The organism is Conyzicola sp., assembly GCF_057073975.1.
The window spans coordinates 16,260-31,669 of sequence record NZ_JBXMIS010000038.1 but is presented as its reverse complement, the minus strand read 5'-3'; the positions used below and the strand labels follow the sequence as shown (position 1 = coordinate 31,669).

The 15,410-nt window shown below is 66.5% G+C and carries 15 protein-coding genes; 5 read left to right on the top strand and 10 right to left on the bottom strand.

The genetic code is table 11. The annotated features are described in order from the left end of the window. Nucleotides 1–14 precede the first annotated feature (14 nt). On the top strand, nucleotides 15–737 hold the full coding sequence (locus AC14A7_RS03595; RefSeq protein ID WP_484006516.1) for a DUF4191 domain-containing protein: 723 nt from the start codon (nucleotides 15–17) through the stop codon (nucleotides 735–737). A gap of 2 nt (nucleotides 738–739) precedes the next feature. Here AC14A7_RS03595 and AC14A7_RS03590 read toward each other — a convergent pair whose 3' ends face one another. After that, the gene (locus AC14A7_RS03590; RefSeq protein ID WP_484006515.1) at nucleotides 740–1,144 is read right to left on the bottom strand and encodes an RDD family protein; all 405 of its coding nucleotides are present in this window, start codon (nucleotides 1,142–1,144) and stop codon (nucleotides 740–742) included. 138 nt (nucleotides 1,145–1,282) lie between these two features. On the opposite strand from AC14A7_RS03590, the gene glnA (AC14A7_RS03585) reads away from it, so the two are divergent. Then, entirely contained in the window at nucleotides 1,283–2,719 is a 1,437-nt protein-coding gene (gene glnA / locus AC14A7_RS03585) for a type I glutamate--ammonia ligase (RefSeq protein ID WP_484006514.1), read from the top strand. Between the two features lie 56 nt (nucleotides 2,720–2,775). Here glnA (AC14A7_RS03585) and AC14A7_RS03580 read toward each other — a convergent pair whose 3' ends face one another. The 3 genes from AC14A7_RS03580 to glnA (AC14A7_RS03570) are packed head-to-tail and all read right to left on the bottom strand — an operon-like array spanning nucleotide 2,776 to nucleotide 7,567. Further along, nucleotides 2,776–3,246 carry a hypothetical protein gene (locus AC14A7_RS03580; RefSeq protein ID WP_484006513.1) on the bottom strand — a complete coding sequence of 157 codons (471 nt, stop codon included), beginning with the start codon at nucleotides 3,244–3,246 and terminating at the stop codon, nucleotides 2,776–2,778. Between the two features lie 51 nt (nucleotides 3,247–3,297). Further along, nucleotides 3,298–6,213 carry a bifunctional [glutamine synthetase] adenylyltransferase/[glutamine synthetase]-adenylyl-L-tyrosine phosphorylase gene (locus AC14A7_RS03575; RefSeq protein WP_484006512.1) on the bottom strand — a complete coding sequence of 972 codons (2,916 nt, stop codon included), beginning with the start codon at nucleotides 6,211–6,213 and terminating at the stop codon, nucleotides 3,298–3,300. A gap of 16 nt (nucleotides 6,214–6,229) precedes the next feature. Next, nucleotides 6,230–7,567, bottom strand: a complete 1,338-nt coding sequence (glnA, locus tag AC14A7_RS03570; RefSeq protein WP_484006511.1) for a type I glutamate--ammonia ligase — start codon at nucleotides 7,565–7,567, stop codon at nucleotides 6,230–6,232. Between the two features lie 51 nt (nucleotides 7,568–7,618). Here glnA (AC14A7_RS03570) and AC14A7_RS03565 point away from each other — a divergent pair, with 51 nt between their 5' ends. Beyond that, nucleotides 7,619–9,349, top strand: coding sequence for an NAD+ synthase (locus tag AC14A7_RS03565; protein WP_484006510.1), 1,731 nt, complete (start codon nucleotides 7,619–7,621; stop codon nucleotides 9,347–9,349). A 27-nt stretch (nucleotides 9,350–9,376) separates the two neighbouring features. Next, a complete protein-coding gene (panB, locus tag AC14A7_RS03560; protein WP_484006509.1) occupies nucleotides 9,377–10,189 on the top strand; it encodes a 3-methyl-2-oxobutanoate hydroxymethyltransferase in 813 nt (270 codons plus the stop codon). A 20-nt stretch (nucleotides 10,190–10,209) separates the two neighbouring features. Here the strand turns inward: panB and AC14A7_RS03555 are convergent, their stop codons facing one another. The 5 genes from AC14A7_RS03555 to AC14A7_RS03535 all read right to left on the bottom strand — a co-directional run bounded on the left by AC14A7_RS03555 (nucleotide 10,210) and on the right by AC14A7_RS03535 (nucleotide 13,445). Continuing rightward, entirely contained in the window at nucleotides 10,210–10,596 is a 387-nt protein-coding gene (locus tag AC14A7_RS03555; RefSeq protein WP_484006508.1) for a VOC family protein, read from the bottom strand. 4 nt (nucleotides 10,597–10,600) lie between these two features. Continuing rightward, the gene (locus tag AC14A7_RS03550; RefSeq protein WP_484006507.1) at nucleotides 10,601–10,885 is read right to left on the bottom strand and encodes an ArsR/SmtB family transcription factor; all 285 of its coding nucleotides are present in this window, start codon (nucleotides 10,883–10,885) and stop codon (nucleotides 10,601–10,603) included. Between the two features lie 41 nt (nucleotides 10,886–10,926). Continuing rightward, complete coding sequence (locus AC14A7_RS03545; protein ID WP_484006506.1) at nucleotides 10,927–11,955, bottom strand: hypothetical protein; 1,029 nt, start codon at nucleotides 11,953–11,955, stop codon at nucleotides 10,927–10,929. Then, complete coding sequence (locus AC14A7_RS03540; RefSeq protein WP_484006505.1) at nucleotides 11,945–13,072, bottom strand: sensor histidine kinase; 1,128 nt, start codon at nucleotides 13,070–13,072, stop codon at nucleotides 11,945–11,947. Before AC14A7_RS03540 ends, AC14A7_RS03545 begins: the two co-directional genes overlap by 11 nt. A 202-nt stretch (nucleotides 13,073–13,274) precedes the next feature. After that, the gene (locus AC14A7_RS03535) at nucleotides 13,275–13,445 is read right to left on the bottom strand and encodes a methionine aminopeptidase (RefSeq protein ID WP_484006504.1); all 171 of its coding nucleotides are present in this window, start codon (nucleotides 13,443–13,445) and stop codon (nucleotides 13,275–13,277) included. A 33-nt stretch (nucleotides 13,446–13,478) separates the two neighbouring features. Here AC14A7_RS03535 and map point away from each other — a divergent pair, with 33 nt between their 5' ends. Continuing rightward, nucleotides 13,479–14,345, top strand: coding sequence for a type I methionyl aminopeptidase (map, locus tag AC14A7_RS03530; protein ID WP_484006503.1), 867 nt, complete (start codon nucleotides 13,479–13,481; stop codon nucleotides 14,343–14,345). On the opposite strand, the gene AC14A7_RS03525 is transcribed toward map, so the two are convergent. Then, nucleotides 14,342–15,409: a cytochrome b/b6 domain-containing protein gene (locus tag AC14A7_RS03525; protein ID WP_484006502.1), complete on the bottom strand. Its 1,068-nt coding sequence runs from the start codon at nucleotides 15,407–15,409 to the stop codon at nucleotides 14,342–14,344. The genes map and AC14A7_RS03525 overlap by 4 nt on opposite strands. Nucleotide 15,410 lies beyond the last annotated feature (1 nt).

Below are 15,410 nucleotides of genomic sequence, written 5' to 3'. Positions count from 1 at the left end.
GTATCTTAGAAACCATGGCACGCGAACCGAGACCGAAGAAGATCAAGGACCCGAACAAGGAGCCCAACCGCCTCGTTCAGATCTGGCAGGTGCTGCGCATGACGCAGCGCCACGACCCGTCGGTCACCTGGATGCTGCTGGCCGGCTTCCTCGGCCCGCTCGCCGGCGGTCTCATCCTCGGCTTCCTGCTCGCCCCTGGCCAGCCGGTGTTCTTCGTGCTGTACATCATCGTCGGTGTGTTCGCCGGCCTGCTGGTCGCCATCATCATCCTCGGCCGCCGCGCCGAGCGTGCCGCTTACTCCCAGATCGAGGGCCAGCCGGGTGCCGTCGGCGCTGTCCTCAAGACGGGCCTGCGTCGCAGCTGGACCGGCAGCGAGATGCCCGTCAACATCTCCCCCAAGACCCGGGATGCGGTCTACCGCGCCATCGGTCGCGGCGGCATCGTGCTGTTCGGCGAGGGGCCGCGCAGCCGCACGCAGCGCATGCTCGAAGACGAACGACGCAAGATCGCCCGCATCGTGCCCAACGTGCCGATCAGCTTCATCTACGTCGGCCCCGATGAAGACTCGACTCCGCTGTACCGCATCACCCGCGAGCTCGGCAAGCTGAAGCCCGCGCTGCGCAAGCAGGAGATCTACACGGTGGGCAACCGCCTGCAGTCGCTGACCAAGGGGGGCGCCATGCCGATTCCCAAGGGCATCGACCCGATGAAGGCACGGTCGCAGCGCGCGCGCTGAGCCTAGCGCCGCACCAGCACCGTTCCGGCGAGCTGGTCGTGTAGGCCACGCTGGTCGCGGTCGAAGATCACCGCGGGAATGAGCAGGCACAGCAGGACGGTGCGCACGAGCGGTCGAACCACGCCGACCCACTTCGGGGCAAGCGGCACGACGCGGAGCCCGACGACAAGGTGGCCGATACTGCCGCTGAGTGTCGAGATGAACAGCACCTGCAGCACGGCGAACACCGCGAGGATGCCGAAGCCGTCTCCCCCGAGGAACACCCATCCGACACCGGTCGCCACACCCCAGTCGATGAGGATGGCCACAACCCGTCGGCCGAGACGGCCAACCGATCGTGGCCCCGTCTCCGGAAGTCCGAGGCCTTTTCCCGGCCATTCTCGGGCTGTTCTCTGCGGGTTGGTCACCCGGCAATGCTAGTCGCGGCGGAACGCGTAACATGCCGGAAACATTTGCGTCACTACGGCGAAACGGCACCCCAATAGCCTCGCTGGAGGCTGTGGTTTGCAGTCGCCCTCGCTCTGGCACCCTTTGGAGTTCGTCCCATGCCCACCCCCAAGTTCAAAGACTCGTCCGAGATCCTGAAGTTCATCAAGGACACCGACGTCAAGTTCGTTGACATCCGCTTCACCGACCTGCCCGGTATCCAGCAGCACTTCAACATCCCGGCATTCACCGTCGACGAGGAGTTCTTCTCCGTCGGCCAGCTGTTCGACGGCTCCTCGATCCGTGGATTCCAGTCGATCCACGAGTCCGACCTCCAGCTCATCCCGGATGTCACCACGGCCTACGTCGACCCCTTCCGTGTCGAGCGCACGCTCATCATCATCTTCGACATCTACAACCCGCGTAACGGCGAGATCTACTCGCGCGACCCCCGCCAGGTTGCCAAGAAGGCGGAGCGCTACCTCGCCTCCACGGGCATCGCCGACACCGCGTTCTTCGCGCCAGAGGCGGAGTTCTACATCTTCGACGACGTGCGCTACGAGGTGAAGCAGAACAAGAGCTTCTACGAGGTCGACTCCGAGGAGGCAGCCTGGAACTCCGGCCGCGTCGAGGAGGGGGGCAACCTCGCCAACAAGACGCCGTTCAAGGGCGGCTACTTCCCGGTCAGCCCGGTCGACAAGCACGCCGACCTCCGTGACGACATCAGCCTCAAGCTGATCGACGCCGGCCTCATCCTCGAGCGCGCCCACCACGAGGTCGGCACCGCTGGCCAGGGCGAGATCAACTACCGCTTCGACACCCTCGTCAACGCGGCAGACGACATCCTCAAGTTCAAGTACATCGTCAAGAACGTTGCAGAGCAGTGGGGCAAGGTCGCGACCTTCATGCCGAAGCCGCTCATGGGCGACAACGGTTCTGGAATGCACACCCACCAGTCGCTGTGGAACGGCGGAGAGCCGCTGTTCTACGACGAGAAGGGCTACGGCGGACTCTCCGACCTCGCCCGCTGGTACATCGGCGGACTGCTCAAGCACGCTCCCTCGGTGCTCGCGTGGACCAACCCGACGGTGAACTCCTACCACCGCCTCATCCCGGGCTTCGAGGCCCCCGTCAACCTGGTCTACTCGGCCGGCAACCGCTCTGCCTCGATCCGCATCCCGATCACGGGCACCAACCCGAAGGCCAAGCGCATCGAGTTCCGCGCGCCCGACGCCTCCGGCAACCCGTACCTCGCCTTCGCCGCCCAGCTCATGGCTGGCCTCGACGGCATCAAGAACAAGATCGAGCCGCACGAGCCCGTCGACAAGGACCTCTACGAGCTTCCCCCCGAGGAGGCCAAGCTGATCCCGCAGGTTCCCGCTTCGCTCGAGGAGGCGCTGCGCGCTCTCGAGGCCGACCACGACTACCTCCTCGAGGGCGGCGTGTTCACGAAGGACCTCATCGAGACCTGGGTCGACTACAAGCGCGAGAAGGAGCTCCTCCCCTTCGCGCAGCGTCCGCACCCCTTCGAGTACGAGCTGTACTTCGGCGTCTAGGCTTCACCTGCTTGACCACACGGGCCGTTCTCCTTCGGGAGGGCGGCCCGTCTGGGTTATACGGTCCCGTCCTCGCGCTCACACGAGACGGTGGCGAAACCGCCTTCCGGTGAGGCAACCCACTCGTCTATGTCGAGGTCGACTCTCTCCACATACCCCGCGTAGTCGACCGTCGCGCCACGTGTGCTCTCGATCGTGATCGCATACCAGTCGGCACCGGTGTCGATGGCCGGTGGGGTCGTCCAGCCCGGGGCAACCTGCGACAGTGAGACAACCTGGCCCTCCTTCACGAACACCGCCGGACCCGACACGGTGTAGGTCTGGGAGGGTGCTGCTCCCTCGCTCGTGTTCGCAACGAAGGTCACGGTGAGCGCGTCGATCGTGCGGTTGTCACACCACGCGGTGCTCAGCTCCCCGTCGCTGGTCAGGCGCCAGTGCTGGGTCACCCCCGGGGTGCACGCGGAGAGCAGAAGGAGCACGCTTGCAGCGACGACAAATGCAGCTCCCTTACGACGAATCCGACTCATGCTCGAAGCCTAGAGGCGGGTATTGCCCAGCGCGTACCGATTCGATAACCCCTACGCGGTCGAGGCCGGCCCGCTCTTCGTGCCGTAGAAGACCCGCTCGAAGACACCACGGGCAAGCCGGGTGGTGCGGAGGTAGTCATCCTCGAGGCGGGTGGCCGACCCGGGCGGGTAGTTGAGGATGCGGGCGACACCTTCGAGCTGCGCACGGTCGGTCGGCAGCACATCGATTGTCTTCGAGGTCCAGAGGGTGAGGGCGGAGCGAACCCGGGAGGCGAGGATCCACGCCGCCTTGAGCCGAGCGTGGTCGATTGGCGAGACGAGCCCCGCGTCTTCCGCCACCTCCAGCGCGCCGAGCGTCGAGGTCGTGCGCAAGGCGGGAACGTCGTGGCCGTGCTGCAGTTGCAGCAGCTGAACGAACCACTCGACATCGCTGAGGGATCCGCGCCCGAGTTTGAGGTGACGCGCAGGGTCGGCGGCCTGGGGAAGGCGCTCCGCCTCGACCCGCGCCTTGATGCGCTTGACCTCGCGCACCTCGTTGTCTGTGATGGCCGCGGGGTATCGCACCTCGTCGGCGAGAGCCTCGAAGTCGTGGATGAGCGACTGCTCCCCGACCACCCCTCGCGCACGCAGCAGGGCCTGCGCCTCCCAGGTGAGCGACCAGCGGGCGTAGTAGGCGCGGTAGGACTCGAGAGAACGCACCACGGCGCCGTTCTTGCCCTCCGGGCGCAGGTTGATGTCGAGGTCGAGCGGCAGTCGAAGGTCTTCTGTGTACTGCTTGAGGCCGCGCACGATCCCCTCAGCACGCGACTGCGCCTCCTCATCGGTTGCGCCGACCGCGCGGTAGACGTAGATGACATCGGCGTCGGAGCCGAAGCCCAGTTCCGCTCCCCCGTACCTGCCCATGGCGATGACGGCGAACTCGATGCCGTCGCCGTATCGGTGCACGATGTCGAGCATCCCGGTGAGCAGGGCGGTGGTGATGTCGCTGAGGCCCGGTCCGATCTCCGCGACGCTGATGACGTCGAGGATGGCGCCAAGGGCAAGGCGCAGCACCTCGCGACGGCGCGCCGTGCGCAGGGCAAGGGATGCGGCATCCGGGTCGTCGTGGTGCCGAGCGACTGTCGCGCGCGCCTCCTCGATCAGCGACGCGGCTGACCGAGGCCGCAGCTCCTCGTCGTTCTCCAGCCACGCCGCCGCCTCGGGGATGCGCTCGAACAGGTCGCCGACGAATCGCGAGCCGGAGAGCACGTGGGTAAGGCGCTGCGCTGCGGCCGAGGAGTCGCGCAGCATGCGGAGGAACCAGTACGCCTCTCCGAGGTCGTCGCTGAGGCGGCGAAACGCGAGGAGTCCGTGGTCGGGGTCTGCGCCCTCGGCGAACCACGCCAGCATGACCGGAAGCAGCGCGCGCTGAATCGCCGCACGGCGAGAGACTCCCCCGGTGAGGGCAGCGATGTGCCGAAGCGCTCCGGCCGGGTCGCGGAAGCCGATGGCCGCGAGCCGCGCCGTGGCCTGCTCGCTGCTGAGTGAGAAGCCCTCCTCCGGCAATGCGGCGACGGCGGAGAGCAGCGGCCGGTAGAACAGGCGCTCATGCAGGTGGCGAACCGCCTGCTTGGTCTGCTGCCAGCGATCGACGAGCTCGCTCGCGCTCGAGGCGATACCGGTCGACCGCGCAAGCACGCGAAGCGCCTCCTCGTCGCGCGGCATGAGGTGGGTTCGTCGCAGCTGAGCCAGCTGCAGCCGGTGCTCGAGCAGGCGGAGAAAGCGATAGTCGCGCGAGAACTCTGTGGCCTCGACCCGGCCGATGTAGCCCTGGTCGGCGAGTGCCACAAGCGCGAGCAGGGAGCCACCCTGGCGGACATCGGGGTCGACCTGGCCGTGCACGAGCTGGAGCAGCTGGATGGTGAACTCGACGTCGCGCAATCCGCCCGGTCCGAGCTTGAGCTGCACGTCGACCTGGTCGGCCGGAATATGCGCTGTCACCCGTTCGCGCATCCGCTGAACCGACTCGACGAAGCCCTCGCGCGAAGCCGACGACCACACGAACGGGGCAATCGCGGCGGAGTACGCCTCTCCGAGCTCGAGGTCGCCAGCGAGCGGGCGCGCCTTGAGCAGCGCCTGGAACTCCCAGCTCGATGCCCACCGCTCGTAGTACGCGACGTGCGACTCGAGCGTGCGCACCAGGGCGCCATCCTTGCCCTCTGGCCGCAGGTTCGCGTCGACCTCCCACAGCTCCGGCTCGAAGCCGAGCTCATGGATGCCGCGCATGGTCTGCATCGCCAGCTGGGTGGCCACCTCGAGCGGACCGTCGCCGACGAAGATGACGTCGACATCGCTCACATAGTTGAGCTCGCGCGCGCCCGCCTTGCCCATGCCGATGATCGCAAGCCGCGCCTCGGCGACCTGCTCTGCCGGGAACCGGCTGGAGACCCGGGCAACCGCAAGAGAGGCGTCGAGCGCGGCTCCCGCGAGGTCGGCGAGGGCGGCCGACACGACCGAGACAGCAGCGAGAGGGTCGTGGCTAGCGAGGTCCCACGCCGTCAGCTGCAGCAGGTGGCGCCGGTAGCGCACGCGCAGTGCGACGACGGCGGGGTCCCCCGTGAGCCCTGCCACGGCCGCGAGCAGGGATGCGCGGTACTCCTCGGCCCCCGGTGGGATGGTCAGAGCCACGCTCAGTGCTGCGAGCTCATCTGGTCGCCGCAGCAGGAAGTCACCGAGACCCTGGGAGGCCCCGAGCACCTGGATGAGGCGCTCGGCGGCAGGCTCCGACGCGAGCAGCTCCGCGAGCTGCGCCGGGGCCTGCTCGCGCAGGCGTCCGAGCAGCAGCAGTGCCTGGTCGGGGTCGGCTGCGCGCGCAAAGTGCGACAGCAGTGATTCAGCACCGACGAGGGCAATGCGCGCACTCGCCTCGCTCAGCTCGGTGAAGCCGAGCCTTGCGAGATCGGTGAGAGTCGTAGTGGAACGCGGCATGCTTCAGGCAATCCGACTACAGGATGTCGAGGTTGCTCTCCAATTCGAACGGCGTCACCTGGGCGCGATACTGGGCCCACTCGCGGCGCTTGTTGAGCAGCACGAAGTTGAACACCTGCTCGCCGAGGGTTTCCGCCACGAGCTCGCTGTCCTCCATGAGCGACACCGCGTGGTCGAGGCTCGCCGGCAGCTGGCTGTAGCCGAGCGCGCGGCGCTCGGAGTCGGTCAGCTCCCAGACGTTGTCCTCTGCCTCTGCTGGCAGCTCGTAGCCCTCTTCGATGCCCTTGAGCCCCGCCGCAAGCAGCAGCGAGAAGGCGAGGTAGGGGTTGGCGGCCGAGTCGATGGCGCGGTACTCGACGCGGGCGCTCTGGCCCTTGTTGGGCTTGTAGAGCGGAACGCGCACGAGGGCGGAGCGGTTGTTGTGGCCCCAGGTGACAAAGCTCGGAGCCTCGTCTCCACCCCATAGACGCTTGTACGAGTTGACGTACTGGTTGGTGACTGCGGTGATCTCCGGGGCGTGCTTGAGGAGGCCCGCGACGAACTGGCGGCCGATCTTCGAGAGCTGGTAGTGGCCGCTGGGGTCGTAGAACGCGTTCGTGTCGCCCTCGAAGAGCGACATGTGGGTGTGCATGCCCGACCCAGGGTGACCAGACATGGGCTTTGGCATGAACGTCGCGTAGACGCCCTGCTCGATCGCGACCTCTTTGATGACGGTGCGGAAGGTCATGATGTTGTCGGCCGTCGTGAGGGCGTCGGCATAGCGAAGGTCGATCTCGTTCTGGCCGGGGCCGGCCTCGTGGTGGCTGAACTCCACCGAGATTCCGAGGTCTTCGAGCATGCGCACCGAGCGGCGGCGGAAGTCGTGTGCCGTGCCGCCGGGAACATTGTCGAAGAACCCGGCGTGGTCGACAGGCTCTGGGCCGTCGGGGCCGTACTTCGAGCTCTTGAGCAGGTAGAACTCGATCTCTGGGTGCGTGTAGAACGTGAAGCCGCGGTCGGCGGCCTTCGCGAGAGCCCGCTTGAGCGCATTGCGAGGGTCGCTGATCGCCGGCTGGCCGTCGGGCGTGGTGATGTCGCAGAACATGCGCGCGGTCGGGTCGATCTCGCCGCGCCACGGGAGGATCTGGAACGTGGTCGGGTCGGGGTGGGCGAGCATGTCCGCCTCATAGGCGCGGGTGAAGCCCTCGATGGCGGAGCCGTCGAATCCAAGTCCTTCAGCGAAGGCGCCCTCGACCTCTGCCGGTGCGATCGCGACGCTCTTCAGCGTGCCGACGACATCCGTGAACCACAGTCGGATGAACTTGATGCCTCGTTCTTCGATTGTGCGAAGCACGAAGTCTCTTTGCTTGTCCACCACTGTTGGGCTCCCTCAGGGTCTTGATAAGTCGCTATTAGGCTACTGGCTATGGTCAGTCTCCGCTTAGCACTCGCCCAGACCAACCCGATCGTCGGAGACCTGCACGGCAACTCCAGCCAGATCGTCGATGCGGCCCGCCGCGCGAGCGCTGCTGGGGCCGATCTGCTGGCCCTCGGCGAGATGGCGATCAGCGGGTACCCCATCGAGGATCTGGCATCGCGACCGAGCTTTCTCGCCTCCTCCCGGGCCGCTGTCGTGGCTCTCGCGAAGCGGCTGCAGGATGAGGGCCTCGGCGACCTTCCCGTCGTCGTCGGTCATCCTGACGGCCCGTTCGAGCCTCGACTGCTCGGCACCTCGAACGCACCGACGGCTATCGCGCAGAACTGCGCGAGCATCCTGCAGCACGGCCACGTCAAGGCCAGGTATGCGAAGCACCACCTGCCCAACTACTCGGTCTTCGACGAGTACCGCATCTTCATTCCCGGTGACGAGCTGCTCGTGCTGCGACTGAAGGGCGCGGACATCGCCCTCATCATCTGCGAGGACCTCTGGCGCGAGGGCGGCCCCGTCAGCCGCGTGCTCGCCTCCGACGCCGGCCTGCTGCTCGTCATCAACGCCTCACCGTACGAGCGCGACAAAGACGAGGTGCGCCTGCCTCTCGTCACCCGACGAGCGATGGAGAATGCGACGACCGTCGCGTACGTCAACATCGTCGGCGGCCAGGACGACCTCGTCTTCGACGGCGACAGCGTCGTGGTCGGCGGCGCCGGTCGCGTCCTCGCCAGAGCACCGCAGTTCGAGGAGCACCTGCTCGTCGTCGACCTCGACCTCCCTGACGCCGGCGAGCCAGACCTCGTCGATAACGTCGCCCACGTGACGCTTGCCCACACGAACCGCCGATCATCTCCGGTTGTGGTCGACGAGGCACCGGAGCGCGACGACCTCGACCTCATGTGGAACGCGCTCGTGCTCGGCACCCGTGACTACGTGCGCAAGAACGGCTTCCGCTCTGTCATCCTCGGGCTATCCGGCGGAATCGACAGTGCCGTCTGCGCCGCAATCGCCGCCGACGCCATCGGAGCGCAGAACGTCTACGGCGTGAGCATGCCGAGCCGCTACAGCTCAGAGGGCTCGCGCACCGACGCCGACGACCTGGCAGACAATCTCGGGCTGCGGTACTCGGTGCAGGCCATCGCCGACTTCGTGCAGCCGATCGAGGACGGCCTCGCGCTGACGGGAACGGCGGCAGAGAACCTGCAGGCGCGCATCCGGGCGATCATCCTCATGGGCGAGTCGAACATGCACGGCCACCTTGTGCTGACGACCGGCAACAAGACGGAGCTCTCGGTCGGCTACTCGACGATCTACGGCGACTCTGCCGGCGGCTTCGCACCGATCAAGGACGTGCCGAAGCTCCTCGTCTGGCAGCTCGCGAAGTGGAGGAACGCGGATGCCGCCGCCCGGGGCGAGACTCCCCCGATCCCCGAGGCTTCCATCTCCAAGCCGCCGAGCGCGGAACTGCGGCCAGACCAGACCGATCAGGACACGCTGCCGCCCTACGAGCTGCTTGACGCGATCCTCGACGCCTACGTCACGAAGGCGCTCGGGCACGACGACATCATCGCCCTCGGATTCGACCGCGAGACCGTCGACTTCGTCACCGGACTCGTCGACCGCTCGGAGTGGAAGCGCCGCCAGGGCGCCATCGGCCCCAAGATCAGCGGCATGGCATTCGGCCGCGACCGGCGCCTTCCGATCACCTACCGACCGAGCAACTAGGGCTACGAGAGCAACTAGGGTTGTCGCATGGCTGAGCCGCTGAAGCGCGTCCGTACCCGTCACTTTCAGAATGCGAAGGAGACCGGTCTCAAGTTCACCGGGCTCACCTCCTACGACCAGCTGACGGCATCCATCTTCGATGCTGCAGGAATCGACTTCCTGCTGGTCGGCGACTCTGCCGGCAACAACGTTCTCGGCTACGACACGACGCTGCCTGTCACGGTCGATGAGCTGATTCCGCTCACCCGCGCCGTCAGCAACGCCGTCAAGCGGGCGTTCGTGGTCGCCGATATGCCGTTCGGCTCCTACGAGACGAGCCCCGACGAAGCGCTGCACACCGCGTTCCGCTTCATGAAGGAGACGCACGCGCACGCGGTCAAGCTCGAGGGCGGCGTGCGCAGCGCTGAGCAGATCCGCCGAATCGTCTCCGCCGGGATCCCCGTCATGGCGCACATCGGCTTCACCCCGCAGAGCGAGCACGGTCTCGGTGGGCACCTGATCCAGGGCCGGGGCGAGAAGGCGGCGCAGCTGCTCGAAGACGCCCATGCCGTGGAAGACGCGGGCGCCTTCGCCGTCGTGCTCGAGATGGTTCCCTCTGCAGTGGCCGCACAGGTCACCAAAGAGCTGAAGATCCCGACGATCGGTGTCGGCGCTGGTCCGCACGTAGATGGCCAGCTTCTCGTCTGGACAGACTGGGCAGGGCTCACCACCGGTCGCGTTCCCAAGTTCGTGCGCAAGTACGCCAACCTCGCCGAGGTGCTCACGGAAGCCGTGACCGAGTACCGCAAAGACGTCGAGGGTGGCGCCTACCCCGCGCCAGAGCACGAGTACGAGGACTAGCAGCCTCTAGTTCCCAGCCTCTAGTTCATCGACGCGATCTGGATGAGGTTGCCGACCGTGTCATCGATGATCGCCGTGGTGACGGGGCCTTGCGAGAGCGGCTCCTGCACGATGACGGCCCCGCGTGATCGCAGCAGCTCCGCCTCGGCGACGGCATCGTCGACGGCGAAGCTCGTGATCGGGATCCCGTCCTCGACGAGCGCACTCGTGTACGCCTTCGCTGCGGGGTGCTCGTCGGGCTCGAGCACGAGCTCGACACCGTCGGGGTTCTCCGGCGACACGACGGTGAGCCAGCGGTGCTCCCCGAGGGGGATGTCGTTCTTCTTCACAAAGCCGAGCACGCGCGTGTAGAAATCGAGCGCCTTCTCCTGGTCGCTCACATGGATGCCCATGAGGTTGATGATCATCTGCCTAGTCTCCTTCGTTGTCGATTGCAGCCAGCCAGTCGCGCGCACGTGCGATTGCGGCTCGATCGAGCGCGTGCACGCTCGTGCGACCGACGCGTGTCACCGCAATGACACCCGCCTCACTCAGCACGGCGATGTGCTTGGCGATCGCCTGCCGAGAGAGGCCGAGACCGTGCACGTCGAGTAGCCGCGTGCACAGCTCGAACAGGCTCTGGTTGTCTCGGCGAGCGAGCTCAACGACGATGGCCACCCGGGTCGGGTCGCCAAGGGCGTTGAAGATGCTGTCCACACCGTCACATTAGGCAACCGTTTGGTTGCCTGTCAAGAGTGCTAGACCGCACCGCCCTGCACCGGTGTGCGAAGCAGAGCAGGCCGAGTGACGACGACTCGACGGAACGCCCCGGCCTCCTCGACCACAACGGTGGCGATCTCGTCGGTTCCCTCCGGGCTGAGGCGCGCGATGATCGATGTCACCTTGGGGTCGGAGAGCAGCGGCAGCATCGCCTCCTCCAGCCGGGTTCGGTCGTCGGCGGCCAGGGCGGACCCTCTGTCGTCGAACAGGGTGACGTTGAGCCCGCGCTCGCTCGCCTTGCGCGTCGCCTCGGCGATGCGGTCGCCGCTGAGGCTACGCGGCTGCACGCCGTAGCGCATGCTCGCCTCGAGCGCCGCGAAGGCGTCGAGCTCCTGCTGCGTGAACGGTCGGGGGTCGATGACCCGCTCGAGTGCCGGGCGCGCCTCCGCCTCGAGTCGCGTGCTCTCTGCGGCGCTCTGGCCCGTGGCGTCAGCTGCGGCGGATGCCAGCTTGGCCAGTCGCAGCTGGCTCGCCTGGATCGACGAGATGGTGTGGGTGGCGCGCCGCAGCACGATGGCGAAGAGGGTGCCGATGATGAGGGTCGCCGACTGGCGCAGCACATCGTTGATGACGCTGGCGATCACCTGATTGGCCAGGATTGCGACCGTGATCGACACCGCGGCGAGGGTGGCGAAGCCGATCCAGGCGTATCCCCGGCGCCCGCGCAGAGCCAGCACGAACAGGAGGAAGGTCATCGCGCCGAGGTGCCAGGTAGCAAAGCCGGGGTTCGCGGGATTCGCGATGTTGCCGCTGCTGATGGCGGTCACGAGGCCGACAATCACGACGATGCCGAGAGTCCACTGCAGAGCAAGCGGCTCACCCTGCGGAAGCCCGAGCAGCGCAAGGCCGCCCCAGAACAGCACGAGCGCCGCGATGCCGATCACCGGCTCGATGAGCCCGCCGAGGTTCATCGACGCGACGATCGTCGTACCGACACCATAGAAGACCAGCACGATGCGTCCGGCCCAGCCGTTGAGCCTCAGGATGGAGGTGATGTCATTGTTCACGGTGCGTTCCGTTCCACTCGAGAGTCACGACGGTGCCGCGACCGGGGGCGGAGTCGATGACCGCGGACCCTCCGGGCAGCTCGTCCATACGTTGCACGATATTGAGGCGAATGCCGAGGCGGTCGATGCCGACGCGACGAGGATTGAATCCGCGGCCGTCATCCTTCACCACGACCTCGACGCCAGGTCCGACCAGGCGCACTCGCGCAGTGCGGTGCACGATGCGCCCGTCGCGGTGTGCGGCGTGCGTTCCGCTGTTGCGCATCGCCTCGGTCATAGCCTCGACCAGGGCGTCGGCAACCTCGACCGGAACGTCGGTCGGTCCGTCGGAGTAGGCAAGAGAGCTCGCGTAGGAGACGTCGTGCGAGATGGCTGTCGCTCGCAGCTGCGAGTCGAGCTCAGCGATGGGCACCGTCGTCGTGAGGTGGAGATCGGTCGAGAGCTTGCCCATCGACTCGAGTGTCGTGACGGCCCGCCGACGAGCGAACTCGCGGTAGTCAGGGGTGTTCTTCATCGCGGCGCGCAGCGTAGCCGCAACGTCGTCGCGGGTGAGTCCGCGGTAGCGGTTGCGCTGGCGCTCGAGCTTCTGCTCTGTCGCGGTTGTCGTGGCGAGCTCCTGAGCGGCGATAGACGCCGCATCCTGCTCCCGACCGGCGAGCTGGGTCAGTTGCACGAGCGACATGAGGAACCCGCTGATCAGGATGATCATGATCGTGTCCTGCACCGCCTGAGAGGCATCCGGAGATCCGAAGGTGATGAACCGCACGACGCCGCTCGCAAGCGACAGCACGATCATGTAGGCCCACGCAATGGCGAAGGGAACCGCGATAGCCGCCTCGACCACAGCGGCGGTGATCATGCCGATCACCCACGGCAGCGAGCCGTCTTCCAGCGTCGGAACTGTCATCGCAGGCACCCACAGGGCAACGATCACCAGGGTACCGGCGGCGTGGACGCCGGCGAGGATGCGGAGCGTGCGAACCGGCACCCGCACCGACAGAACGGCCATGACCGGCGGAAGCCCGCAGAACAGGATGACCGATGCGACGGAGAACACGGGGTTCAACAGGGTGTGCTGCTGGATGATGCTGGGCAGGGCGAGAATCGTGAAGAGCACGCTCCCCACCCCGATGGAAACGACAAGGGTGCGGACAACCCTGTCTAGTGCACTCTGGAGGATCACGACGTTCACGCGCCTTTCACGACTACTTGGTAGACGGCGCGGACGATCCAATCACCCTCACCGTGAATTCGCATTCTTCCCTAATTCGTAGCCTGAGAACACGCTGGTAGGGATTTGCCCCGAAAGGGGGGTGGGACTAGTCGGAGTCCGCATCCTCCGCGGCCCACGCGCGTGCCCGCTCCGCGATGATCTCCGGGGCACGCTCTGCCTCCGCACGCGTGGCGAATGGGCCGTCGCGGTCGACGCCGAGCGACTGCGGACCTTCCTCGACCTGCTTCGTCTTGTTGTTGTACCACCACTCGGTCATGGTCGACCTCCTCAGGAATCTAGGCTTGATCCTATGCCTCGCGACTCCAACGGCCACCTGATTCCCGGCCGCGTCTCCCCCATGCGAACCGTGCCGAAGGGCATCCAGCGTCCCGAGTACGTCGGCAAGGCTGCGCCAAGCCGATTCACCGGCAGCGACGTCTATGACGAGGATGCGGTGGCGAGAATCCGCGAGTCCGGCAGGATCGCCGCACAGGCCATTGCCGCCGTCGGCGCGGCCGTGCGGCCCGGTGTCACCACAGAGGAGCTCGACGAGATCGCCCACGAGTTCGTCGTCGCTGCGGGTGCATACCCGTCGACGCTCGGCTACCGCGGCTTTCCCAAGTCGAGCTGCACCTCTGTCAACGAGGTGATCTGCCACGGCATCCCCGACGACACCGTGCTCGAGGATGGCGACATCGTCAACATCGACATCACCGCCTATGTGAACGGCATGCACGGCGACAGCAACGTGACGTTCACGGTCGGCGAGGTCGCCCCGGAGGTAGCGCTGCTGGTGGAGCGAACCCGCGAGTCACTGGAGCGCGGAATGAAGGCCGTGGCTCCCGGGCGACAGGTGAATGTGATCGGGCGTGCCATCCAGTCCTATGCCCAGCGCTTCGGCTACGACACGGTTCGCGACTTCACCGGACACGGGGTCGGCGAGGCATTTCACTCCGGGCTCATCATTCCGCACTACGACTCGGCCCCGAAGTTCGACACAGAGATCGCGGAGGGCATGGTCTTCACGATCGAGCCGATGCTCACGCTCGGATCGCAGGACTGGGAGATGTGGGCCGACGACTGGACGGTCGTCACGAAGGACCGCAGCTACAGCGCCCAGTTCGAGCACACGATGGTCGTGCTCGAGCGCGGCGTCGAGGTGCTCACGCTGCCTTAGAACCAGCGGTTGATCGGCCCGAGGATGCGCGCTCCGGCCCTCTGCACCACGTTCGGATACTTCGTCGAGAGCGGCGACAGCAGCGCCCACACGACCGCTCCGACTGCCATCATCACGAGGAAGAGCACGAGCCCGGCGAGCCCTGCGTCGTTCGTGCCGAGGATGATGTGGTTGAGGTTCTCGAGCGGGTGCGTGATGAGCACGAGGGTGACGTGGAGGATCGTGAAGACGACGAACCACGCGAGTACGAAGAGGTGCAGCGACTTCGCCACCTCGGAGTTCAGCCACGGAAGGCGCTTGGCCAGCACAGGCGAGTGGCCCGCTCCCGTCACGATCGCGAGCGGTGCCGCGACGAAGGTCGTCACGAAGTAGCTGAGCAGCTGCACGGAGTTGTAGGAGACCCAGGCATCCTGAGCCGGAAAGTCCCACGACGCGTACTGCACGATCGCGCTGAGCGCGTTGGGGAAGACCTCGAGCGACGTGGGCACTGTGCGCTGCCACTGCCCGGTGGAGAACAGCAGCACGTAGAAGACGACGCCGTTCGCCACCCAGAGCACGGCGATGCTCAGGTGCCAGAGTCGCCCGACGCCGGCTGCACGCGTGCCTCCCGGAATGCCAACCTGCCGGTGCAAGGTGACGGCGTCGTCGCGCATCGACCAGCCTCCCTCTGCGGGATATGCCCTCTGGATGCGCAACCAGTCGCGACCAGGGCTGGCTGGATGCGACCAGTAGGCGCGAGGTCGCCCTGCCCACACCTGCAGCCCGGCCCGCACGATCGGCACGAGGAAGATCACGTTGAGCCAGTGCTGCCAGCGCAGCCACCACGGAAACTCCTGCGGCTCGGACCGCTCGACGGTGCCGGGATACTGCTCGATGAAAGCCTGCACCTCCGGAAGGGTGCGCAGCCAGGTCGTGATGCCGAAGAGGGCTATCAGGCCGAGGGCGACGAGCGGCAGCGTCCAGAGGAGGTTGACCCAGCGGCGACCGATACGAAGCCGCGGAAAGATGGCGGTCTTGCTGGGTAGGGCGGCAGTGGGATCCTCGGTCGGCGCAGCGGAGCTCACC